We start from the raw sequence: 21,353 nt of genomic DNA, 5'->3' as shown, positions 1-21,353 counted from the left end.
CCCCACCCTCACATACAACTGGTGTGAAAGGTGAGGCGACAATCAGTGTGGGTCAGGCTGGGCTATTGGGCGACCATGTTTGCCGAACAGGGGTAGCCGAATAAGGTTAGCCGAGCAGGCTGCCGGCAATCTTCAGGCCGGCGATCCAGGTGCCTGCCGCCGAGCCAATGGTGGCACCGATGAATACCAGCAGGGTGCGCGATACGCGGTTGCGCCACCAGCCCTTGACGGTTGTGACGTCATGGCGCAGCAGTGAGAAGTCACGCACCTTGGGCTTGCGCATGGCCAGTTCGACGCCGGCCGCGACAAAGCCCGCGCCAATGGTCGGATTCAGTGAGGTCAGTGGTGCAGCGAAGATGGTTGCGATGATGGTGACCGGGTGTGCCAGCGCGATCAGCGAACCGACACCGGCCAGTACGCCATTGATCACGAACCATTCGCCGACCAGTTGCCAGCCCAGGCCGGTATTGCGAGAGAAGCCGATGGCGAAGCCGGTCAACACCAGAGCGGTAATCAGCCACGGGATCATCTTCCAGATGCGCGAGCGGGGCCGCGTCGACTCCAGCTCAGCGATCTCCTTCTCGGGCGCGGCACTGGCCGGGCCCTCAAGGTGCTCGGCCATACCCTTGAGGTGGCCGGCGCCGATCACCACCAGCACACGCTTGAACTTGCCCGGAGGGCACTGCTGAGCGAGGCGCATGACCATGTAACGGTCGCGTTCGCTGATCAGTGGTGTGAACAGGGTTTCCGATTCGGCAGCGAACTCGCTGAAGGTCGACTCCAGCACATCGCCCTGCTTGAGCTTCTCGACTTCCTCGGCGGAGACTTCCTGCCGCGACAGCACGCTGCCGAGAAGTCCAGAAATCAGGGTCGTGCGCTGCCACCAGGGTACATTCTGGTAGATGCGTTTGAGCGTGATGCCGACATCACGGTCGATCAGCAGCAGCGGCAATTCATGGCGCTGGCTGGCTTCGAGGGCGGCTCGCATCTCGGCACCGGGCTCGATGCCGGACTGCTCGGCAATGCGCTGTTGAAAGGCACCCAGCGCCAGATTGGCGGCGACCATACCGGCCTTGCCCTGTCGAAAGATCTCGAACAGGTCCTGGTCGGCCAGTGCATCGGGGTTGGCCAGGTTGTTGTGACGGGCGTCACACAGCTCGATGGCGACAGCGTCGAACTCACCCGAGTCAATCAGCTCGCGCACTTCATTGGCACTCTCGGCGCTGACATGAGCGGTGCCGAGGAGCGTGAATACAGTATCGCCGACGCTGACATCACGGCGTGGACCGGTATGGGTCTGAGCCGACGGTTCGGTTAGCGCTGTTTCGGTCATGAACCTGTAGGCTCGCACAAGAATGAAGGGTCGATTATCCACGAACCCGGCAGGTACGCCAAACCGGTGAGGGTCGACGACCATCGGGAACGCAACGATTGTGCAGTGTTTCCCTATTTACGCCAGAAGGCTGGAGTAAACAGCACCAGCACAGTAAAGATCTCCAGTCGTCCCATCAGCATGGCCATCACCAGAATCCATTTGGCGGCAGACGGCAGGTCTCCATAGTGCAGGCTGGCCTCGCCGAGGGCGGGACCGAGGTTGTTGAGCGCCGAGCCCACGGTGGACCATGCAGTGATCTGATCGACACCGGTGGCCATGACCCCTGCCATCATCAGGAAAAACAACAGGACATAGGCCGAGAAGAAGCCCCACACTGCCTGGGCGATGCTGTCCGGCACGCTGACCTTGCCGACCTTGACCGCAATGACGGCATTGGGGTGGATCAGGCGCATGACTTCACGCATACCCTGCTTGATGATCAGGATGATGCGGATCACTTTGATGCCACCGCCGGTGGACCCTGAGCTGGCGCCGACAAAGGCGGCCATGAACAGCAGCAACGGTAGGGCACCGGGCCAACTGGAGAAGTCGGCGACCCCGAAACCAGCCGTGGTGGCGACGGAAACCACTTCGAACAGCCCGTGCCGCAGGCCCTCGAGGGTCCCGGTTGTGTTGGTCAGCCACAGGCCGACGACGGTGATCATCACCAGACCTGCCAGGTAGAGGACCAGGAAACGCGCCTCGGGATCCTCCAGGTAATGGCGTAGGCTGCGTTCTCGCCAGGCCATGAAGTGGAGGCTGAAACTCATCGCCGAGACCAGCATGAAAGCCACGCAGACCAGCTCGATGGTGGCGCTGTCGAAGTGGCCGATGCTGCCGTCATAGGTGGAGAAACCGCCAATGGCGACCGTCGAGAAACTATGTGACAGGGCATCGAACCAGTTCATGCCGGCCGCCATATAGGCCAGCATGCAGGTAATGGTCAGCGCCGCGTAGATGTACCACAGCGCCTTGGCGGTCTCGGTGATCCGTGGCGTCAGCTTTGAATCCTTGAGCGGGCCGGGGATCTCGGTGCGATATAGTGCCATGCCGCCCACGCCCAGCGTCGGCAGGATCGCCACCGCCAGTACCACAATCCCCATACCACCGAGCCACTGTAGTTGCTGGCGATAGTAGAGAATCGATTCGGGCAGGAATTCGATGCCGGTGATGACAGTAGCGCCGGTGGTCGTCAGTCCCGAGAAGGACTCGAACACCGCATCGGTCACCGACAGCGCCAGGTTGCCGGTCAGCATCAACGGCAGCGAACCGAACAGTCCCAGCACGGTCCAGAACAGCGCCGCAATCAGGAAACCATCGCGGGTCCGCAGCTCACGCCGCGCCTTGCGGTTGGGCAGGAACATCAGCGCGCCGGTCAGCACAGTGATGCCAATGGCCACCACAAAGGCGTACCACATCTCATCGCCGAACAGCAGAGAGATGAGGATCGGAGGAACCATGGTCAGGCTGAACATCATCAGCAGCAGACCGAGAATGCGCAGGATCATGCGCAGGCTCATGCGGTCCTCCTCGTTGAACTACGCCTTGTCCATGAGTTACCCATCAGAAGAACGTCAGCCCCACCTGGAAGAGTCGCTCCACGTCACGAATGCGGCGCTTGTCGATCACGAACAGGATGACGTGGTCGCCACTCTCGACGACCACATCATCATGGGCGATCAGCACTTCCTTGCCGCGGACGATGGCCCCGATGGTGGTGCCGGCGGGCAGCTCGATCTCGCCGATGGCGCGCCCGACTACGCGTGACGATTGCCTGTCGCCATGGGCGATGGCCTCGATGGCCTCGGCAGCCCCGCGACGCAGGGAGTGGACATTGACGATATCGCCACGACGAACATGGGTCAGCAGGCTACCGATGGTGGCCTGCTGTGGAGAGATGGCAATATCGATCTCGCCACCCTGAACGAGGTCCACATAGGCCGCATTGTTGATTAGTGTCAGCACCTTCTTGGCGCCCATACGCTTGGCCAGCATCGACGACATGATGTTGACCTCATCGTCGTTGGTCAGCGCGCAGAAGATGTCGCAATCCTCGATGTTTTCCTCTTCCAGCAGGCGCTTGCTGGTGGCACTTCCGTGCAGTACCACGGTGCGGTCGAGACGCTCGGAGAGCTGGGTGCAACGCTCCAGATTATGCTCGATCATCTTGACCTGGTGGCTGTGCTCGAGGTGCTCTGCCAGACGCTCGCCGATATTGCCGCCACCGGCAATGATCACACGACGGAAGTCACGATCGAGACGCCGCAGCTCGCTCATGACAGCGCGAATGTCACGACGGGCGGCAATGAAGAACACCTCGTCATCGGCTTCGATGACGGTGTCGCCGCGGGGAATGATCGGGCGATTGCGACGATAGATGGCTGCCACACGAGTATCGACGCTGGGCATGTGGCGACGCAGAAAGCCCAGCTCCTGTCCGACCAGCGGACCACCGTAGAAGGCTTTGACCGCGACCAACTGGACAAGGCCGCCGGTGAACTCGAGGACCTGAAGAGCGCCAGGGTGTTCGATCAGGCGGCGGATGTGGTCGGTGACCACCTGCTCGGGGCTGATCAGCACATCAATAGGCACTGCCTCGTGAGCGAACAGGCCCTTGCGCGCCAGGTAAGCGGTGGCACGTACACGGGCGATCTTGGTCGGGGTACGGAACAGCGTGTGGGCGACCTGACAGGCGATCATGTTGACCTCGTCGGAGTTGGTCACCGCGATCAGCATGTCAGCATCCTCACAACCTGCCTGGCGCAACACCATGGGGTAGGAGGCGGGGCCCGAGACGGTACGGATATCGAGGCGAGTGTGCAGCTCCCGGAGCTTCTCGCCATCGGTATCCACCACCGTGATGTCGTTCTCTTCACGTGCCAGGTGTTCTGCCAGAGTGCCGCCGACCTGGCCGGCGCCGAGAATGATGATCTTCATCGTCGTTTTATCCGCAGCGATTGATTCCGCGCCTGAAGTGCCGACGGCACTCAGGTCGCATATCGTGACCAGAGTACCGGCTCGGATTTTCCGTGCGCCGAAATATGGCGGCCAGCATACCCTGGCTGGTAGTCGTGGAACAGGCGCCTGCGCGCATCAGGCACAGCCGAATGCTGAGCTGGCCTGATGCAGGGAAGTTATTGATGGGCGACACCCAGGTGTGGTGCCCCGCAAGTTAATCGAGGGTAAAGCCGACCTTGAGCGTGACCTGCCAGTGGGCGACACGCCCATCCTCGATATGGCCTCGAGTATCGATCACCTCGAACCAGCGCAGGTTGTGGACGTTCTCCGAGGCGCGCGAAATGGCACGTTGGATGGCATCCTCGATACTGGTTTCCGATGACCCCGTCAGCTCGATGTGCTTATAGACGTGATGGCTCATATTGCTCTCCCCTGAGTGCTGACTGTCCCTGAACGCAGATTGATTTCTGGCCGCCGCTCCATGATTGGCGGCTGTTTATCAGCCTGGCCTGGATTTTCACCCTCCGATGGGATTTTTACTGATCCGACCCGCTTTTCACCAACCGTGCGTAGAAGAAGCCGTCATGACTGTCCGGGACCGGCAACAGCTGGCGCCCCGGTGCGGCATCGCGCCCCCAGCCGATACCTTCAGGCATGTTGAGCTGAGCGTCGCTGGTGCGCTCGAGGAAGGCGGCAACCTGGTCGCGGTTCTCCTGGGGGAGGACCGAGCAGGTGGCGTAGAGCAGGGTGCCGCCGGGCTTGAGCAGCCCCCAGAGGTTGTCCAGCAGACGTGACTGCAATTCGGCGAGCTGGGCGATATCCGATTGTCGACGCAGACGCTTGATATCCGGGTGGCGACGGATGACCCCGCTACCGGAACAGGGAGCATCAAGCAGAATGGCGTCGAACTGGGTGCCGTCCCACCAGTCACGCTCGGTGGCATCGCCCTGAGCCAGTCGCGCTGACAGCCCCAGGCGGGACAGGGTGTCCTCGACCCTGGCCAGGCGCTGGGCGTCCGAGTCGATGGCCTGCAGTTCGATGTCGAACAACTCGAGTAGGTGGGCACTCTTGCCGCCCGGCGCACAACAGGCATCGAGCACACGAGCACCGGGGCGCGGTGCTATCACCGGGCCGAGCATGACGGTCGCCAGCTGTGCCGCTTCGTCCTGCACACTGACATGGCCCTGGGCGAACCCCGGCAGTGCCTCGACATCCATGGACTTGTCGAGGGTCAGTCCATCCGGTGCATGGGCACACAGGCGTGCCGAGACTCCGGCGCCATCGAGCACATCAATATAGCTCTCACGGTCATTGTGGCGGCGATTGACGCGTAACGTCATGGGGCCGGGCTGGTTGTTGGCCTCGAGTATGGCCTGCCAATCGTCCGGCCAGGCGTCGCGGATAGCCTTGACCCACCAGCGTGGGTGCAGCAGTGCCACGGCCTGATCCTTGTCGACTTCGGCCTCGAGGCTGAAGGCTTCCCGCTGCAGACGACGCAGGCAGCCATTCAGTACGCGGGTCGCCCAGGCCTTGCCGAGAAGGCGGGCGGCACCGGCGGTCTCGCCCACGGCCGCATGTGCCGGTATGCGCAGGTACAGCAACTGGAAGATGCCCAGCAGCAACAGGGCCTGGACGTCGGCATCGCGGGTCTTGAAGGGCTTCTCGAGCAGTTTCGCGGCAAGCGCCTCAAGGCGCGGCAGGGTACGGCAGGTTCCGTAGCACATGGCCTTGAACAGGGCACGGTCACGTGCCACTACCTGATGATCCTCGAGACCGCTCAGCGATCCTTTACCGGTGATGACCGGTACCAGAGCTCTGGCTGCGGCGGCACGCACACAGTCGCCCTTGGCGTTGGTGTTGGGGCCGTTGCGTCTGGAGCGAGGACGCTCGGAGGCGGAAGTGTCGTGGGTCATGGAGTCGTCTCCGTCGCTGCTGCATTGCCGGATGGTGGGCTTGCCAGTCGAGAGCCGATGGCGAAGCGCTCGGCACGTGAGCGTAGCAGATCAGTGATTGCCAGGGCCTTGCCACCAGGAAGTTGCGCACGAGTGATCGCCAGACGTTGTCGGCCATCATTACCACAGCTGATGACCAACTGCTGCTGGTTGTCGACCAGGGTGCCCGGAGGCACAGGTTCTCCATCATCCAGCACGTGGGCCATCAATACCCTCAAGCGCTCTTCTCCCTGGTGCTCATTGCTCAAGCTACACCAGGTCACCGGCCAAGGGTTGAAGGCACGCACTCGGGCTGCCAGCGCAGCGGCATCATGATGGAAATCGAGTTCGGCCTCGGCCTTGGATAGTTTGGCAGCATAGGTCACTCCCTCGCTGGGCTGAGGGGTGGCCTTCAGCCCCTGGGCCGCGAGCGCGTCCAGCGTCTCGACGATGGCTTCGCCACCGATCCGTGCCAGGCGGTCGTGCAGGTCACCACCTGTGGTATCGGTGCTGATGGGCGTAGCACGAACCAACAGCATATCGCCGGTATCCAGGCCGGCATCCATCTGCATGATGGTGACGCCACTTTCAGAATCACCGGCTTCGATGGCTCGCTGTATCGGAGCTGCACCACGCCAGCGAGGCAGCAGGGAGGCATGCACATTGAGGCAGCCCAGGCGTGGTAGATCGAGTACTGCCTGGGGCAGGATCAGGCCATAGGCCACGACCACCATGACATCAGCCTGCAGGTCGGCAACGATCTGCTGGGCCTCCGGTGCCTTGAGGCTCAGTGGTTGGTGGACCGGGAGGTCATGGGTCTGAGCCAGCGCCTTGACTGGGCTGGGTGTCAACTTGCGCCCACGGCCTGCGGGGCGATCTGGTTGGGTCAGCACGGCTGCCACTTCGTGGCGACTGGCGAGGATGGCCGCCAGACTGTCGGCAGCAAAATCGGGGGTGCCAGCGAAGATTACGCGTAGCGGTTGGGTCATGTGTCGAAGCCTTGCCGAAGAATGCGTTTTCATTCTAATGGCGCCAGTGGATAGCGCCAACGAAGAAGGCCAGCAACGCAAATACGCTGCTGGCCTTTCCAGAGTCTGGTGACGCCTTCGCAGCCGCGATGAAACGTTACCAGTCCCTGTTGCTCACGTTCGAGCGATCGGGATCAAGCGCTCTGTGTCATGCGGTGCCGCTTGTTCATCTTCTTGAGTACCCGGTCACGCTTGAGAGGCGAGAGGTAATCGACGAACAGTATACCTTCCAGATGATCCAGCTCATGCTGGATGCAGTGGGACAGCAGACCGTCGGCTTCGATCTCGTACGGTTTGCCGTCGCGATCCAGTGCCTTGAGCTGTACACGCAACGCCCGCGGCACTTCAGCGAAGTACTCGGGAATCGACAGGCAGCCTTCCTGCATGGGCTCGCGTTCCTCGCCGAGCAGCGTCACCTCGGGGTTGATCAACACCCAGGGTTGGGACTGGTCCTCGCTGACATCGATCACGATAACGCGACGATGTACATCGACCTGGGTGGCAGCCAGGCCGATACCCGGTGCGGCATACATCGTCTCCAGCATGTCATCGACCAGCTGGCGGACTTCCTCGTCGACGTTCTCTACCGGAGCGGCTTTGGTCCGCAGTCGTTCGTCGGGAAACTCGAGAATGGTGAGTTTGGCCATGGTGTTGGTACCACCGTTGCAGTCATCAGTGAGTCTGAGGGTCATTATACGACCACAGATCGCATTCCCCGAGGGGGCACAACCTATCCAGACAATTACCGATAACTATAACACGCGGCCATTGCTGTGCGTGAACAGGTAACGGTTCCTGATGGTGCAGGATGGCACTCGTAGCGGCGCAGGATAGTCCCCGGCAGTGAGGCACTGAAACCTACACTGCTGAAAGATGAACAAGGAGAGCTCATGGATGACGCTCACTCTCTCTGCACAGGAAATCGAACAGCAGCGCAGTATCCAATGGCTGGTGCTCAGCGCACTACCTCAGGTCGGCCCCGTACGCCTGGCCGCCCTGCGTAGCCTGACACCTGAGTGGCCGCAGGGCTGGTTGGCGGTACTGCCGGCCCCCGCGGCTCAGGCCCTGCAGTTGTGGCTGGACCATCCGCAGCGCAGTCCGCTCTACGCCCATGTCCAGCAAACGCTGGAATGGCAGCAGAAGGCGACATGCCGCTACCTGCTCCACCCGGATCATGAGCACTGGCCGTCACTGCTCGGCGAGATTGCCGATCCGCCGCCGCTGCTGTGGGCAGAAGGAGACATCCAGGCACTGCACTCACCCTGTGTGGCCATGGTCGGATCGCGCCGCCCCACCCGGGCCGGTCTGCAGCATGCTGGCCAGTTTTCCGCTGGGCTGAGCCGGGTGGGGTGGACGCTGGTCAGTGGTATGGCGTTGGGGGTCGACGCGGCAGCCCAGATTGCTGCCATGGATGCCGGGGGGCGCAGTATTGCGGTGTTGCCCGGTGGCATCGATGTGATCTATCCATCGCGCCATGCCGAATTGTACCGGCGCCTGCGTGATGAGGGAGGATTGCTGTTGGCGCAGCGTCCACTGGCCGTACAGCCCCGAGCAGGGGATTTCCCCTCACGCAACCGAATCGTCACCGGCTTGAGCTGCGGTGTGGTGGTGATCGAGGCCGCCGAGCAGAGTGGCACGCTTATCAGCGCTCGACTGGCACTGGAGCAGGGGCGCGAGGTGATGGCCCTACCCGGTGCACTGAGTGTGCCTCAGGCCAGTGGTTGTCTTCGCTTGATACGTGATGGAGCCGCGCTGGTACGCCATGTCGATGATGTGCAGGCAGAACTGGAGCACTGGTTGCCGCTGGCCACGGATCTCTCTCCGACCGTAGGCGAGGGGGGCGAGAGTGTCGATGACCTCGAGGAAGTCTCTCCTCTGCTGCGCTGGCTGGGCGCAACGCCAACACCTCTGGATGCCCTGGTCGACTTGAGTGGCTGGCCGGTGGCGCAGTGCCAGCGTGAACTCACTCTGCTCGAGATCGAAGGGCGGGTGGCGCTGGAGGCGGGTGGCTGGGTGCGCTTGCCGAGCTGAGGGAACAGCGTCCGTGGCATGGCCGTGGTAGCATTGTCCTTTACACATTTCGTGTAAATTTAATACGAAACGTGGAAATTGCTTCGCTCCTCTTCATGAATACAGCACGCCATGAATGCCAACCTTCAACTCGCTGAAACCGTCGAGGCCCTGCGCCGTGGCGGTGTAATTGCCTATCCCACGGAAGCTGTGTGGGGATTGGGTTGTGATCCTTTCCATCGGACGGCACTGACACGCCTGCTGGCCCTGAAGCAACGTGATCCGGCCAAGGGTGTGATTCTGGTGGCCGCCGATATGGATCAGTTTGCGCCCTGGCTCGAGGGTCTGAGCGATCAACAGCTCGACACCCTCGCGGCTTCCTGGCCCGGCCCCAATACCTGGCTGGTACCGGACAACGGCCATACACCTGCTTTGGTACGTGGCGACCATGACCGCGTAGCGCTCAGAGTCAGTGACCATCCCGGCGTGCAGGCCCTGTGCCGAGCCTTTGGTGGCCCGCTGGTCTCGACATCCGCCAATCACGCCGGTGAGCCTCCCGCGATGAGCGAGGCACAGATTCGACAGTTCTTTGCCGATGAACTGGATGCCATCGTGCCGGGCGCGTTGGGGGGCAACCCGCGCCCCAGTACCATTCGTGACCTGCTCAGTGGCACCACCCTGCGCAGTTGAGCCAGCTTGCCGCCACCAGACTTTGGAGACCCTCTGTGACTCAACCCGATCTCGATACCGTGAAGGAATATCTGCTCGACCTGCAGGACCGGTTGTGTGATGGCCTGGCCAGAGCCGATGGGCTGGCAGCTTTTCGTGAGGATGCCTGGCAACGGGAAGAAGGTGGCGGAGGGCGTTCGCGGGTCATCGAGAATGGCGCGCTGTTCGAGAAGGGGGGCGTGAATTTCTCGCATGTCCATGGCAGTCGTCTGCCGCCTTCGGCAACCGCAGCACGCCCCGAAATGGCCGGTCGAAGTTTTCACGCTGTCGGGGTGTCCTGGGTACTGCACCCGGAAAACCCTCATGTGCCGACCAGTCATGGCAATGTGCGCTTCTTCATCGCCGAGGCGGAAAACGAGGCACCTGTCTGGTGGTTCGGTGGTGGTTTCGATCTGACGCCTTACTATCCTCGCTGGGAAGACGCGTGCCATTGGCACCAGATGGCCCATGATCTCTGTGCGCCCTTCGGTGACGATGTCTATGCGCGTTACAAGGCCTGGTGTGATGATTACTTCACACTCAAGCATCGCGGCGAGACTCGGGGGGTCGGTGGGCTGTTCTTCGATGACCTCAACGAGGGGGGCTTCGAGCGTTGCCATGCCTTTCAGCGTGCCGTGGGCGATGGTTTTCTCGACGCCTATCTGCCGATCGTCGAGCGCCGCCGCCACGAGACCTGGGGAGAACGCGAGCGGCAGTTCCAACTGTACCGCCGCGGCCGCTATGTGGAGTTCAACCTGGTCTGGGATCGTGGCACCTTGTTTGGCCTGCAGAGCGGCGGACGCACCGAGTCGATCTTGATGTCGATGCCGCCGCTGGCACGCTGGGAGTATGACTACCATCCCGAGCCCGGCTCAGCCGAGGCCGCCCTTGATGACTTTCTGCGCCCTCGCGATTGGCTGGGCGAGACGCCGCCTTCACAGGAGACACCATGACCGACCGCTATTGCGTCCTTGGCCACCCGATCGGCCATTCGAAGTCGCCCGCTATCCATGCCGCTTTCGCCGAAGAGACTGGCCAGACGATGGAGTACGTTGCCATCGAGGCTCCGCTGGATGACTTCACGGGCACCTGGCGTTCGCTGGTTGTCGACGGTGTGCGGGGGGCCAATGTCACCGTCCCTTTCAAGCAGCAGGCCTGGCAGCTCTGTGATCGCTTGAGCGAACGGGCAAGGCGCGCTGGCGCGGTGAATACCCTGGTCGTCGATTCCGATGGTGGCACTTGGGGGGATACCACCGATGGGGCCGGTCTGGTGGCGGACCTGCAGCGTCACGGTGTAGTGCTTGAAGGGGCGAGAATCCTGGTGCTGGGAGCCGGGGGCGCGGTCCGTGGGGTGCTGGAGCCGTTGCTGGCGGAGCAGCCGCAGCAGCTCACGGTGGTCAACCGGACCGCATCCAGAGCCATTGAGCTGGCCACGGACTTCGCCGACCTCGGAGCGATCGAGGGAGCCGGACTGGATGCCATCAACGGTCAGTACGATCTGGTAATCAATGGTACCAGCGCCAGCCTTTCCGGAGACCTCCCGCCACTCCCGGATGACCTTCTTGATGAGAAGGGCATCGCCTACGACATGATGTATGCAGCTCAACCCACGGTATTTGTAGCCTGGGCCCAGGCCAGGGGCGCCCGTGGTATCGATGGTCTCGGCATGCTGGTCGAGCAGGCTGCTGTTTCCTTCGAGCTGTGGCGCGGAGTGAAACCTGAAACCGAGGCCGTGCTGAGTGAGTTGCGTGCGCAGCTCTGATGGCTGATGAATTCGCCGGACTCCCTGCCAACATGATATCCCATGCATGGTGTTTACGACGTACTCCTGTGGGGGTGCTGAGTGTCGATGATCTCGAGCTGGTGCCCCTGCCGCTGGAGGCGCTTGTCGCTGGCGAAGTGCTGATCGAGTCACAGTGGCTTTCGGTCGACCCATATATGCGTACTCGCATGCAAGCCGTCGGCTACGACTATCTGAACCGTGATGGTATGGGAAAGTGGCTGCCCGGCAGTCCGTTGTCGGCCTGGGGCCTGGGACGGGTGCTCGAGTCGAAATATGGAGGTGTGGTCCCGGGCGATTGGGTTGTTGGCCATCTTCCGGCGGCCTCGCACGGGGTCCTGGCGCTGGACTCACCTGCTGGTAGCCTGGCGCCATTGGTATTCCACGGGCAGGATGCACCGCCTCTGGCGTGGCTGCACCAGCGTGGCATGACCGGGTTCACCGCCTGGCTGGCGATGTGCCACTACGGCCGTCTTCGACCCGATGACACGGTGCTGGTGACCGCTGGGGCCGGCGCGGTGGGGTCTCTGGCGGTGCAATGGGCGTTGGCCGGTGGCGCTCGGGTGCTGGCCTCGGCGGGTAGTGTGGCGGGTCGCGAGTGGCTGTTGTCGCTGGGGGTGGCCGGAGTGCTGGACCATAGCCGCCCAGCGGACTTTACCGAGCAACTGGCACGGCTGGCCGAGGAGGGTATCGACCTGCATCTGGAGCAGTTGGGAGGTGCCACTTTTTCGGCTGCCATTGATGCTGTACGGCCCAGGGGGCGCGTGGTGCTTTGTGGCCTTGTCAGCCAATACAATGGCTCGGATCCCCGACGGGCACCCCACAATCTCCGCCGCCTGGCGGCGATAGGTGCTCACCTGCAACCCTTTGTCGTGCCGGGCCACGAAGCCGTATTCTGGCAGCCATTTCAGCAGCAGGTCGCCCAGCCACCCGCCAGTGAATTCAGAGCACCTCTGGAAGTGTTCGATGGCCTGGAAAGCTGGGCCGAAGCCCTCTGCGGCCTGCTGGTCAGTGGCCGTCGCCGAGGACCCGGCAAGCGCGTGGTCAGGCTGTAACGCTCCTCAGCGGCGCCGATAGAGTCCCAGCATGCACAATCCCAGACCGACGACCGAGATCAGCAGGCCACCATTGACCACCCAGGGATGGCGGATGATCCAGGGCACGAAAGGTTGGGGATTATCCCGGCATTGCGCGGCGAGATAATCCCAGTGGCCCTGGTCGACGAGTTGGCATTCACGGATCTGACTCAGCTCGACGAAGTACAGGCCCAACAACAGCAGCACCGGTACCACCAGTAATATCAGACCGATACGGGTGCGGGTCATATCATCAGGCCTTGCAGTTGGGAGTGCGACCTGCTGACTGGGCCTGCTGATAGCGGCTCATGGCATCACCCATTTCGGACTCCAGACTCGCGATACGGCTGCCATGGCTGGGGTGGGTCGAGGCCCATTCAGGAGGTTGTCCACCGCTGGCGCTTTCCATATTACGCCACACGTCGATACTCGCCTGGGGATTGAAACCGGCATCTGCCATCAACTGCAGGCCAATGACATCGGCTTCGCTCTCGTGGTTGCGCGAGAAGGGCAGCAGGACACCGTACTGGGCGCCCAGGCCCATCGCCGCCATGATCTGATCGGATCCCGCCACACCATTGGCGCCGAGCAGCGTGCCGCCCACTGACATGCCCAGTTGGGTCAGATTCTGGGTGGAGGCTCGCTCATTGGCGTGGTGAGCCAGCACATGGCCGATCTCGTGGCCGATCACCGAGGCCAACTGATCCTGGTTGGTGGCGACCTTGAACATCCCGGTATTGACGCCGACATAGCCGCCGGGCAGGGCGAAGGCGTTGGCATCATCGGACTCGAAGACCTTTACCTGCCAGTTCTGGTTGCGCTGCTCTGGCGGAAGTACTGCGACGATGTCATTGGTGATGCACTGCACGTAGTTCAACTGAGCACCACCAACGGTGGGCAATTGTTGCTGATACTGTGAGAAGGCCTGAGCGCCCATCTGGTTGAGTTGGCTCTCGTCCATCAACAGCATCTGCGAACGACCTGTGGGGGAGGTGGAACAGGCGGCCAGCGTTGCCATCGCCAGTGCCGACGCAATACATGTTTTCCAGCGCATCAGTATCTCCTTTTCGAAGTTCAGTGGGCGTGCTTACCACTGGACGCAGAATCCGTATGCTCACAAGATACCCTGACTGCTTCCCCGGTCAACTGTGTAGAAGAGGCAACAGAACTGTCGGGAAACGGGTACGGCATGTTAGCAGGGGGCGTCCAACTGCGAGCATGAAAGAATGCGCTGCTATTCCGCGGGCTCGAGTGACTGGTAGAAGACCGTGGGTGGTACACCAAACTGGCGCTTGAAAGCCGCGGCAAAGGCGCTCTGGCTGTTGTAGCCGTGCTGCAAGGCAACCTCCAGAACCGATTCGCCCCGTGCCAGGTACTCCAGCGATCGCAGTAGTCGTGCCTGTTGTCTCCACCGCCCGAACGTCACGCCTGTGCCGATCAGGAAGCGACGGTGAAAGGTCTTCGGGCTCATGGCCAGTTGCTGGGCCCATTCATTGGCACCGATATTGATGGCAGGTTGTTCTGACAGCACTCTACAGACGCGGGCAATGCGCTCGTCACTGGGCCAGGGGAGGTGGAACGGTAGTATCGGAAGTGTGCACAGCTCATCCAGCAGAAGCCGCATCAGGCGGCCGTCACGGCTGTCGCTTGCGTAACATTCTACTATCTGTGTGGCAGCCAGGATCAACTCTCGCAGTAGCGGCGAGATGGCGATCACACAATCGCTCCCGGGCAATCCCGGAATGGCATAAGGGTCGACGAATAGACTGCGCACTCTTGCAGCCCCTTGCATGCGCAACGAGTGTTCGGTTCCCGCCTGCAGCCAGACTCCACGGCTTGGTGGTGTCACCCAGCGGCCAGCTGGGGTCTCGATCACCAATACTCCTTCTATGGCATAGAGCAGCTGGGAGCGGGAGTGGCTATGGGGTTCCACGATATGTCCGCTTGGATAGTCGATGGCGACTCCGGTGACGGGCAGGTCTGTCACATCGTGGATTTCGGCGCTATCGACCATCTGAGTCACCATCAGGATGCGGATTGAAGGGGGCCGTTGGTCAGCGCGGAGTTGACCATTTTGCGACAATGATAGACCAGATCGCGCAAGATGTTCTTCAGGTTGCCACTTATGCTGATGGACATCACGTCACCCGAGGATCCCTCATGACCCTGCAACCGTTCGACACGCTATCGCTGACCCTGAGCCTTCGCCGGGGTCTGCCATCGCTGCAGGGTACTGCATGCGTTCCTCGACCTTCCCCAGACCCCGGCCTTGAACAGCCTGCCTCGGCAGGTAGGGGAGGTTGTCGCTACTCTTCACTTCCTGTTCGAGGTTGTCGTCATGCTTCAACATCCGGAACACAAGTACCGCCGCTTCCCGACCATCGACTTGCCTGACCGTCGTTGGCCTTCTCGTACCATCATTGAGGCGCCGGTCTGGCTCTCCACCGATCTGCGTGATGGTAACCAGGCGTTGTTCGAGCCGATGAACTCTGAGCGTAAGCTGCATCTGTTCGACGAACTTGTTCGTCTGGGATTCAAGGAGATTGAAGTTGGTTTCCCGGCAGCATCACGAACGGACTTTGATATGGTCCGTCGGCTCATTGACGAGCAACGGGTTCCGAGCGATGTCACGCCAATGGTGATGACGCAGCTGCGTGAGGACTTGATCGAGGAAACGGTACGCAGTGTCGCGGGGGCAAGGCGTGTCATTGTTCACCTGTACAATGCCATCGCGCCGGTGTGGCGGCGTGTGGTATTCGGTCTCTCTGTGGACGAGGTAGAGCAGTTGGTGGCACATCATGTACGGTTTCTGCGCGAGAAGGTGAGCGAATATCCGCAGACCGAATGGGTCCTGCAGTACTCGCCGGAGACATTCTGCATGGCGGAGCTGGATGTATCGCTGCGCATCTGCAATGCCGCCATTCGGTGCTGGGACGCTGGTCCGAGTCGGTCGATCATCATCAATCTGCCGACGACGGTGGAAGTGGCGACTCCCAATGTGTTTGCCGATCAGGTCGAGTGGATGAGCCAACGTCTTGAGCGGCGTGAGCATGTGGTGCTTTCTGTACACCCGCATAATGACCGCGGAACCGGGGTTGCCTGCGCAGAGCAGGCGCTGCTGGCGGGCGCCCAGCGCGTCGAGGGGTGCCTGTTTGGAAATGGCGAGCGTAGTGGCAATCTCGATCTGGTGACATTGGCGCTCAACCTCTATACACAGGGAATTCATCCAGGACTGGATTTTTCCGATATTGCTGCGGTCGCGCGAGTGGCAGAGCAGAGCACGGCATTGCCCATACATCCTCGTCACCCCTATGTTGGCGACCTGGTATTCACGGCCTTCTCTGGATCGCACCAGGATGCCATAGCCAAGGGATTTGCGGCTCAATCGGCGGACGATTTCTGGGCAGTGCCTTATCTGCCGATTGATCCTCGGGACCTGGGGCGCACCTATGACAGCATCGTTCGTGTCAATAGCCAGTCAGGCAAGGGCGGAATCGCCTTTCTGTTGTGTCGCGACCATGGAGTGAAGTTGCCTCGGCGCATGCAGATAGAGTTCAGCACCATCGTCCAGAAACTGACCGACGCCAGTGAGACGGAGCTGAGTAGTGAGGAGGTCGGTGAGCTGTTTGTCTCTACCTATCTGGCACCAGCTCGTGCCGGTGGCGAGCTGGCTTACATCAATCACCGCCTGCAGGATGCTCCGGGACGGCAGAGCGTCGAGATCGAAGTCAAGTTGCTTGATGGAACCCGCCGCTGGCTGAAAGGGACTGGCGATGACTTTATCGATGCGGCCGTCAGCGCACTGGGCATACCATTACGTATCGACAGCTTTGAGGAGTGCAGCCGGAACAGTGATGATGACTCTGTGCTGGCGGTTGTGGAAGGGAACTGGCACGGCGTGGTTGGCTCTCGCTTTGGCGCTGGTCGCCACCCGAACGCGGTTGTCGCTTTGATACAGGCCGTCCTCAGCGTTGCGGCCCGCTTTTCCCGAATCACCGGGCACCTGCCCGGCGACGATGAGAGTATATCTGTGCTCCATACGGAGTAATCCTGCCAACCTGTCGGGAAGGCCGAGGACATTGAGTTGATTCCTCGGCCATCTGACCGATACACCCATGTACCCAGGGAGTGAACTTGATGGATACTGAACTCGCCACACGTCTGTTGCAGCTGCTCGACCGGGTCGAGCCCTGGCTACCCAACTCACCGCAACCGGTGGATTGGTCCAGAGATGTGGCGGCGTTGTGGCAGCGTCATGCGTTGGGCGGGCATCTGGTGCCGGTACCGCCGCGAGATGCGATGAGTCTCGACGATCTGGTCGGTGTAGAGCGCCAGAAGCATGCCCTGCTGGACAATACCCGCGCTTTCCTGCGCGGCCTGCCGGCCAACCACGTGCTGCTGTGGGGCTCGCGTGGCAGTGGCAAGTCGTCGATGGTAAGGGCGTTGCTCAACAGCCTGGCTGATGAAGGGCTGAGGTTGATTCAGGTTGATCGCCATGATCTCGCTGGACTACCGGTGCTCGTCGAACAGTTGCGCCATGAACCGGCACGTTTTGTGGTCTACTGCGACGACCTTTCCTTCGAAGGTTCTGACGATGCCTACAAGGCGCTCAAGAGTGTCCTCGACGGCACTCTGACCGGCCCCCCTGACAATGTGCTGTTGTATGCCACCTCCAACCGCCGCCATCTATTACCTGAGCATATGAGCGACAACGCAGAGACGCGATTGAGCCCGGATGGTGAGGAGCTGCATCACGGTGATGCAGTGGAGGAGAAGATATCTCTGTCGGATCGTTTCGGCCTGTGGCTGGCCTTCCACCCCTTCAACCAGCAGAGCTATCTCGAGACCTGCCGCCACTGGGTCGAGCGTCTGGGCGAAGCGGCGGACTGGGATGATGAGGCGCGGACAGCGGCGATTCGTTTTGCCACGCTGCGTGGTGGCCGCAGCGGGCGCTGTGCGTTCCAGTTTGCTACTGATTGGGTTGGCAAGCGCAGGCTTGCGTCTGTCTGAAGATTCTATCTGCCACACTGGTGATGAGGGGAATTGGAGGTAACCGAGAGGAAGCGATGGCACCGGAGGGGAAGTGGTAGCATCTCGAGATGGTTGCACAAGCCCCACTTCCCTGTGGGGCACATGCAGATGGGACCTGTCTATCGCCGGCTGCGGCGCGCCTCTTTGGTGCGATCCAGCTCGCGCTTCTTGGCCTTGTCGCGATCGGAGGCATCGGCCATCTTGTCGAAGGGGTTGTGGCCCGAGCGGAATTCGAAACGCATCGGGGTACCCTTGACCTTGAGCACCTTGCGGAAGGTATTGGTCAGATAGCGGCGATAGGCCTCGGGAAGTTTCTCGGTCTGATTGCCGTGAACGACAATGATCGGCGGATTGCTTCCCCCCTGATGCGCCATGCGCAGCTTGATGCGACGTCCATTGACCATCGGCGGTTGGTGTTGCTCTACCGCATCCTGCAGCAGCGTGGTCAGACGGTTAGTAGACCAGTGGCTGTTGGCCGAGGCAAATGCGCGTTCGAGTGATGGGTAGAGATCCCCCACCGCCGTGCCGTGCAGAGCAGAGATGAAATGCAGGTCGGCGTAGTCGGCAAAGCCGAGACGACGCTTGATGTCGGACCGCATGCGCTCACGTGCTTCGCTTTCCAGACCATCCCATTTGTTGACCGCCAGTACCAGGGCACGACCGGAGGTCAACACATAGTCGAGCAGGTGCAGGTCCTGTTCCACCAGACCACTGCGTGCATCCAGCACCATGATGGCGACATGGCATTCCTTGATCGCTTCCAGCGTCTTGATGATCGAGAACTTCTCGGCAATCTCGCTGACGTTCTTGCGACGGCGGACACCTGCGGTATCCACCAGCACATAGGGCTTGCCCCGGCGCTCGAAGGGTATCTCGATGGCATCGCGAGTGGTGCCGGCCTCGTCAAACACCACCACGCGATCTTCCCCGAGCAGGCGATTGACCAGGGTTGACTTGCCGACATTGGGGCGTCCGATCACGCCGATGCGAATGCCCCTGGTGCCGGTGTCCGCCGGAATATCGGCGTCGCGCTCGGGAAAGGGCGTGAGCACCTCATCGATCAAGGTGGTGACATTTCGGCCGTGGGCTGCCGCAATCGGGTGCGGATCGCCGAGACCAAGCTGCCAGAAATCGGCCATGGCCGAGTGTTCCTCGAGACCATCGGTCTTGTTGACCACCAGCCAGGTTTTCTTCTGGTTGACGCGCAGATGGTTGGCGATGGCCTCGTCGGCAACGTTGAGTCCGGCGCGGGCATCCACCATGAACAGCACGATGTCAGCTTCGTCGATGGCCTGCAGTGACTGCTCGGCCATGGCGGCGTCGATGCCTTCCTCGTCGCCGCTGATCCCGCCGGTATCGATGACGGTGTAGGCCTTGCCGCCAAGCAGGCCGTTGCCGTACTTGCGGTCTCGGGTCAGGCCCGGGAAGTCGGCCACCAGCGCATCGCGCGAGCGGGTCAGACGATTGAACAGGGTCGACTTGCCCACATTGGGGCGGCCGACCAGAGCGATTACGGGCGTCATGGGTTGAGGTCCAGAGCCTCCAGGCTTCCGTCATTGGCCAGCGCGTAGACGCGCTTGCCGTCGGTCAGCGGGCGTACGCTGATACCGGATTTATCGATACGTGTACGTCCGACCAGGCGACCATTGTTGGCATCGATGAAGTGAACATAGCCTTCGGCATCGCCGACCACAATGCGACCGTCAGCAAAGTTGGGGGCAGTCAGCGAGCGACCATAGAGGTCCTCCATGCGCCACAGTTCATTACCGTTGGTGGCATCGAAGGCAATCAGACGGCTGGCCTCATCCACGACATAGAGGGTGTCGCCCACCAGCACTGGCGTCAGATAGCTGGACAGTTCGGTAGACCACAGGGTTTGACCACTCTGGGCGTTCAGCGCCACAAGACGGCCATTGTAGCTGGTGACGTACAGACGGCCGTCCGGAGTCAGCACCGGCTGGCCGGCGATATCCACCAGACGGTCGATCTCGTTCATGCCGGTGGCCACCGCGATGGTACGCTCGGAAATCTGCTGACCACTGCGATTGTCGATGATCGACAGACGGCCGTTGGAAAAGCCGGCGAAGGTGACCTGGTCAATCACCGTTGGCGTGCCTGCACTGCGCAGCGTCAGGGCCGGCAGGTTGGCGCTGAATACCCACTGCTGCTGACCGGAGGCGCGATCCAGAGCGGTGATGGTGCCGTCAACGGCCTGCACGATCAGCTGCTGAGTATTGGCCTGAGGGGCTGCCAGCACTTCACTCGGGACTCTAGTGCGCCACTGGACGTCGCCGGTGGCCTGGTCGATGGCGATGACGCGGCCGTTGCGGGTGGCCAGATACAGGTCGTCATCGACGGCGGTCAAACCACTGGAGACCGGGGTGTCGAGCTCGATCTCCCACAGTGTGTCGCCGTTGGAAGTCTTGAAAGCCTCGACCAGGCCGTCCTTGTCGGCGGCGAACAGCCGAGTGCCGGCAAGCGCGGGCTCGATGGGGTAGGTGGCTTCACCGAGGCCATCGCCAACACCTTCGCTCCAGCGGGTCTCGACCCGGGTAGAGGCCGAGATGTCGGTCAGTTCCTTCGGCGGATACTGAGGCTCCACGTCACCGGCACAGCCGGCCAGCAGGGCGCTCAGGGTGACACTTGCGGCAATGACGTTCAGAGTCTTCATAGCGTGGCCTCCTCGGCTCCCAGATCATCCAGCTTGAGGGCTACGCCGTACAGCGGCTGGCCTTGCTCTTCTGCCAACGCTTGAGCATTGCGCCAGGCTTCGGCCGCCTGATCGTCATCGCCGTTGGCGTGATGGATATCACCCAGAATGTTGTTGCGCTGAGCCTCCAGAGAAGCCGCAATCTCGCCATCCAGCGTGGCAAGAGCTGCATCGTACTCCCCCTGCTCGTTCTGGATACGCGCCAGACGTAGACGGGCGAGGCTGGTCAGATAGTCGTCATCGGCGTTGTCGATCACATTCTGCAGGGCACTGCTGGCGCCTTCCAGGTCATCGGCGGTGACCTTGAGACGAGCGTCGAGCAGCAGTGCGAGATCAGCGTACAGCGTGTCGTCATATTCACTGGCCAGTCTGTCGACCACGGCCTGGGCCTCATTGCGTGCGTCATCGTCGAGTTCCGGCTGACTGGCCAGTCCCAGCAACTGCTGGTACTCGATCGAAGCAGCGACCGACGTGTTGCGCTGGTGATCCTGCCAGGCGTTCCAGCCGAACACACCAGCGGCTGCGAGCACGGCACCAACAATCAGCGAGGTCCCATTTTCCTTCCACCAGCGCTTGATTGCATCAAGCTGCTCTTCTTCGGTTCTCAGCTCTGCCACGGGCGAGCCTCCCTGTTTATGATGTCCATTGAAGACGCGATAACCATTGATGGTGCAATATCCATTGCAGGAAATGGAGTGAAGGAGGGCATGCGCTCGTTCTCTCGAATTCCTGCACAGTCTGTCTGG

The 21,353-nt window shown here is 61.4% G+C and carries 20 protein-coding genes; 7 read left to right on the top strand and 13 right to left on the bottom strand.

What is annotated here, in order from left to right; all coding sequences use genetic code 11:
• Nucleotides 1–106: 106 nt before the first annotated feature.
• The 7 genes from BUE38_RS14655 to def form a co-directional block, all read right to left on the bottom strand.
• Entirely contained in the window at nt 107–1,333 is a 1,227-nt protein-coding gene (locus tag BUE38_RS14655; RefSeq protein ID WP_073436122.1) for a TraB/GumN family protein, read from the bottom strand.
• Between the two features lie 113 nt (nt 1,334–1,446).
• Nucleotides 1,447–2,895, bottom strand: coding sequence for a TrkH family potassium uptake protein (locus tag BUE38_RS14650; protein ID WP_073435987.1), 1,449 nt, complete (start codon nt 2,893–2,895; stop codon nt 1,447–1,449).
• 43 nt (nt 2,896–2,938) lie between these two features.
• Nucleotides 2,939–4,312: a Trk system potassium transporter TrkA gene (gene trkA / locus BUE38_RS14645; RefSeq protein WP_073435986.1), complete on the bottom strand. Its 1,374-nt coding sequence runs from the start codon at nt 4,310–4,312 to the stop codon at nt 2,939–2,941.
• A 235-nt stretch (nt 4,313–4,547) separates the two neighbouring features.
• Nucleotides 4,548–4,754, bottom strand: a complete 207-nt coding sequence (locus tag BUE38_RS14640) for a dodecin (protein ID WP_073435985.1) — start codon at nt 4,752–4,754, stop codon at nt 4,548–4,550.
• 115 nt (nt 4,755–4,869) lie between these two features.
• Entirely contained in the window at nt 4,870–6,246 is a 1,377-nt protein-coding gene (rsmB, locus tag BUE38_RS14635; RefSeq protein ID WP_084541964.1) for a 16S rRNA (cytosine(967)-C(5))-methyltransferase RsmB, read from the bottom strand.
• Nucleotides 6,243–7,253, bottom strand: coding sequence for a methionyl-tRNA formyltransferase (fmt, locus tag BUE38_RS14630; RefSeq protein WP_073435984.1), 1,011 nt, complete (start codon nt 7,251–7,253; stop codon nt 6,243–6,245). Before fmt ends, rsmB begins: the two co-directional genes overlap by 4 nt.
• 173 nt (nt 7,254–7,426) lie before the next feature.
• Nucleotides 7,427–7,939, bottom strand: coding sequence for a peptide deformylase (gene def, locus BUE38_RS14625; protein WP_073436120.1), 513 nt, complete (start codon nt 7,937–7,939; stop codon nt 7,427–7,429).
• Between the two features lie 247 nt (nt 7,940–8,186).
• Here def and dprA point away from each other — a divergent pair, with 247 nt between their 5' ends.
• From dprA to BUE38_RS14600, 5 genes are all read left to right on the top strand, one after another.
• Complete coding sequence (dprA, locus tag BUE38_RS14620) at nt 8,187–9,323, top strand: DNA-processing protein DprA (RefSeq protein WP_073435983.1); 1,137 nt, start codon at nt 8,187–8,189, stop codon at nt 9,321–9,323.
• Between the two features lie 111 nt (nt 9,324–9,434).
• Nucleotides 9,435–9,992, top strand: coding sequence for an L-threonylcarbamoyladenylate synthase type 1 TsaC (locus tag BUE38_RS14615; protein WP_073435982.1), 558 nt, complete (start codon nt 9,435–9,437; stop codon nt 9,990–9,992).
• Between the two features lie 35 nt (nt 9,993–10,027).
• On the top strand, nt 10,028–10,963 hold the full coding sequence (hemF, locus tag BUE38_RS14610) for an oxygen-dependent coproporphyrinogen oxidase (protein ID WP_073435981.1): 936 nt from the start codon (nt 10,028–10,030) through the stop codon (nt 10,961–10,963).
• On the top strand, nt 10,960–11,772 hold the full coding sequence (aroE, locus tag BUE38_RS14605; RefSeq protein WP_073435980.1) for a shikimate dehydrogenase: 813 nt from the start codon (nt 10,960–10,962) through the stop codon (nt 11,770–11,772). Before hemF ends, aroE begins: the two co-directional genes overlap by 4 nt.
• A 32-nt stretch (nt 11,773–11,804) precedes the next feature.
• Nucleotides 11,805–12,845 (top strand): MDR family NADP-dependent oxidoreductase, encoded by a 1,041-nt coding sequence (locus BUE38_RS14600; protein ID WP_159438891.1) that lies wholly within the window; start codon nt 11,805–11,807, stop codon nt 12,843–12,845.
• Between the two features lie 6 nt (nt 12,846–12,851).
• Here the strand turns inward: BUE38_RS14600 and BUE38_RS14595 are convergent, their stop codons facing one another.
• From BUE38_RS14595 to BUE38_RS14585, 3 genes are all read right to left on the bottom strand, one after another.
• The gene (locus BUE38_RS14595) at nt 12,852–13,115 is read right to left on the bottom strand and encodes a hypothetical protein (RefSeq protein WP_073435978.1); all 264 of its coding nucleotides are present in this window, start codon (nt 13,113–13,115) and stop codon (nt 12,852–12,854) included.
• Nucleotides 13,116–13,119: 4 nt separating this feature from the next.
• A complete protein-coding gene (locus tag BUE38_RS14590; RefSeq protein WP_073435977.1) occupies nt 13,120–13,920 on the bottom strand; it encodes a M48 family metallopeptidase in 801 nt (266 codons plus the stop codon).
• Nucleotides 13,921–14,100: 180 nt separating this feature from the next.
• Nucleotides 14,101–14,880, bottom strand: a complete 780-nt coding sequence (locus BUE38_RS14585; protein WP_073435976.1) for an AraC family transcriptional regulator — start codon at nt 14,878–14,880, stop codon at nt 14,101–14,103.
• Between the two features lie 324 nt (nt 14,881–15,204).
• On the opposite strand from BUE38_RS14585, the gene BUE38_RS14580 reads away from it, so the two are divergent.
• Nucleotides 15,205–16,914: a 2-isopropylmalate synthase gene (locus tag BUE38_RS14580; RefSeq protein WP_073435975.1), complete on the top strand. Its 1,710-nt coding sequence runs from the start codon at nt 15,205–15,207 to the stop codon at nt 16,912–16,914.
• Nucleotides 16,915–17,003: 89 nt separating this feature from the next.
• Nucleotides 17,004–17,876, top strand: coding sequence for an ATP-binding protein (locus BUE38_RS14575; RefSeq protein ID WP_073435974.1), 873 nt, complete (start codon nt 17,004–17,006; stop codon nt 17,874–17,876).
• 140 nt (nt 17,877–18,016) lie between these two features.
• On the opposite strand, the gene der is transcribed toward BUE38_RS14575, so the two are convergent.
• From der to BUE38_RS14560, 3 genes are read right to left on the bottom strand one after another with little or no spacing between them, the layout of a single operon-like run.
• Nucleotides 18,017–19,420 (bottom strand): ribosome biogenesis GTPase Der, encoded by a 1,404-nt coding sequence (gene der / locus BUE38_RS14570; RefSeq protein WP_073435973.1) that lies wholly within the window; start codon nt 19,418–19,420, stop codon nt 18,017–18,019.
• Nucleotides 19,417–20,568 (bottom strand): outer membrane protein assembly factor BamB, encoded by a 1,152-nt coding sequence (gene bamB / locus BUE38_RS14565; protein WP_073435972.1) that lies wholly within the window; start codon nt 20,566–20,568, stop codon nt 19,417–19,419. The genes der and bamB overlap by 4 nt, the downstream gene beginning before the upstream one ends.
• A complete protein-coding gene (locus BUE38_RS14560; RefSeq protein WP_073435971.1) occupies nt 20,565–21,224 on the bottom strand; it encodes a YfgM family protein in 660 nt (219 codons plus the stop codon). Before BUE38_RS14560 ends, bamB begins: the two co-directional genes overlap by 4 nt.
• Nucleotides 21,225–21,353 lie beyond the last annotated feature (129 nt).

Source organism: Halomonas cupida (genome assembly GCF_900142755.1).
In the GTDB taxonomy this organism is placed as follows: Bacteria; Pseudomonadota; Gammaproteobacteria; order Pseudomonadales; family Halomonadaceae; genus Halomonas; species Halomonas cupida.
Note: the sequence above shows the minus strand (reverse complement) of the source record. Positions and strands in the feature narration are given on the sequence as shown.

Excerpts from the sequence above, each read along its gene's own strand:
- BUE38_RS14650 (WP_073435987.1), bottom strand. The coding sequence starts at position 2,895 with ATGAGCCTGCGCATGATCCTGCGCATTCTCGGTCTGCTGCTGATGATG.
- dprA (WP_073435983.1), top strand. The coding sequence starts at position 8,187 with ATGACGCTCACTCTCTCTGCACAGGAAATCGAACAGCAGCGCAGTATC.
- BUE38_RS14590 (WP_073435977.1), bottom strand. The coding sequence starts at position 13,920 with ATGCGCTGGAAAACATGTATTGCGTCGGCACTGGCGATGGCAACGCTG.
- der (WP_073435973.1), bottom strand. The coding sequence starts at position 19,420 with ATGACGCCCGTAATCGCTCTGGTCGGCCGCCCCAATGTGGGCAAGTCG.
- aroE (WP_073435980.1), top strand. The coding sequence starts at position 10,960 with ATGACCGACCGCTATTGCGTCCTTGGCCACCCGATCGGCCATTCGAAG.
- BUE38_RS14595 (WP_073435978.1), bottom strand. The coding sequence starts at position 13,115 with ATGACCCGCACCCGTATCGGTCTGATATTACTGGTGGTACCGGTGCTG.
- bamB (WP_073435972.1), bottom strand. The coding sequence starts at position 20,568 with ATGAAGACTCTGAACGTCATTGCCGCAAGTGTCACCCTGAGCGCCCTG.
- BUE38_RS14580 (WP_073435975.1), top strand. The coding sequence starts at position 15,205 with ATGCTTCAACATCCGGAACACAAGTACCGCCGCTTCCCGACCATCGAC.
- trkA (WP_073435986.1), bottom strand. The coding sequence starts at position 4,312 with ATGAAGATCATCATTCTCGGCGCCGGCCAGGTCGGCGGCACTCTGGCA.
- fmt (WP_073435984.1), bottom strand. The coding sequence starts at position 7,253 with ATGACCCAACCGCTACGCGTAATCTTCGCTGGCACCCCCGATTTTGCT.
- BUE38_RS14585 (WP_073435976.1), bottom strand. The coding sequence starts at position 14,880 with ATGGTCGATAGCGCCGAAATCCACGATGTGACAGACCTGCCCGTCACC.
- BUE38_RS14655 (WP_073436122.1), bottom strand. The coding sequence starts at position 1,333 with ATGACCGAAACAGCGCTAACCGAACCGTCGGCTCAGACCCATACCGGT.
- def (WP_073436120.1), bottom strand. The coding sequence starts at position 7,939 with ATGGCCAAACTCACCATTCTCGAGTTTCCCGACGAACGACTGCGGACC.
- rsmB (WP_084541964.1), bottom strand. The coding sequence starts at position 6,246 with ATGACCCACGACACTTCCGCCTCCGAGCGTCCTCGCTCCAGACGCAAC.
- BUE38_RS14640 (WP_073435985.1), bottom strand. The coding sequence starts at position 4,754 with ATGAGCCATCACGTCTATAAGCACATCGAGCTGACGGGGTCATCGGAA.
- BUE38_RS14615 (WP_073435982.1), top strand. The coding sequence starts at position 9,435 with ATGAATGCCAACCTTCAACTCGCTGAAACCGTCGAGGCCCTGCGCCGT.
- BUE38_RS14600 (WP_159438891.1), top strand. The coding sequence starts at position 11,805 with ATGATATCCCATGCATGGTGTTTACGACGTACTCCTGTGGGGGTGCTG.
- BUE38_RS14575 (WP_073435974.1), top strand. The coding sequence starts at position 17,004 with ATGGATACTGAACTCGCCACACGTCTGTTGCAGCTGCTCGACCGGGTC.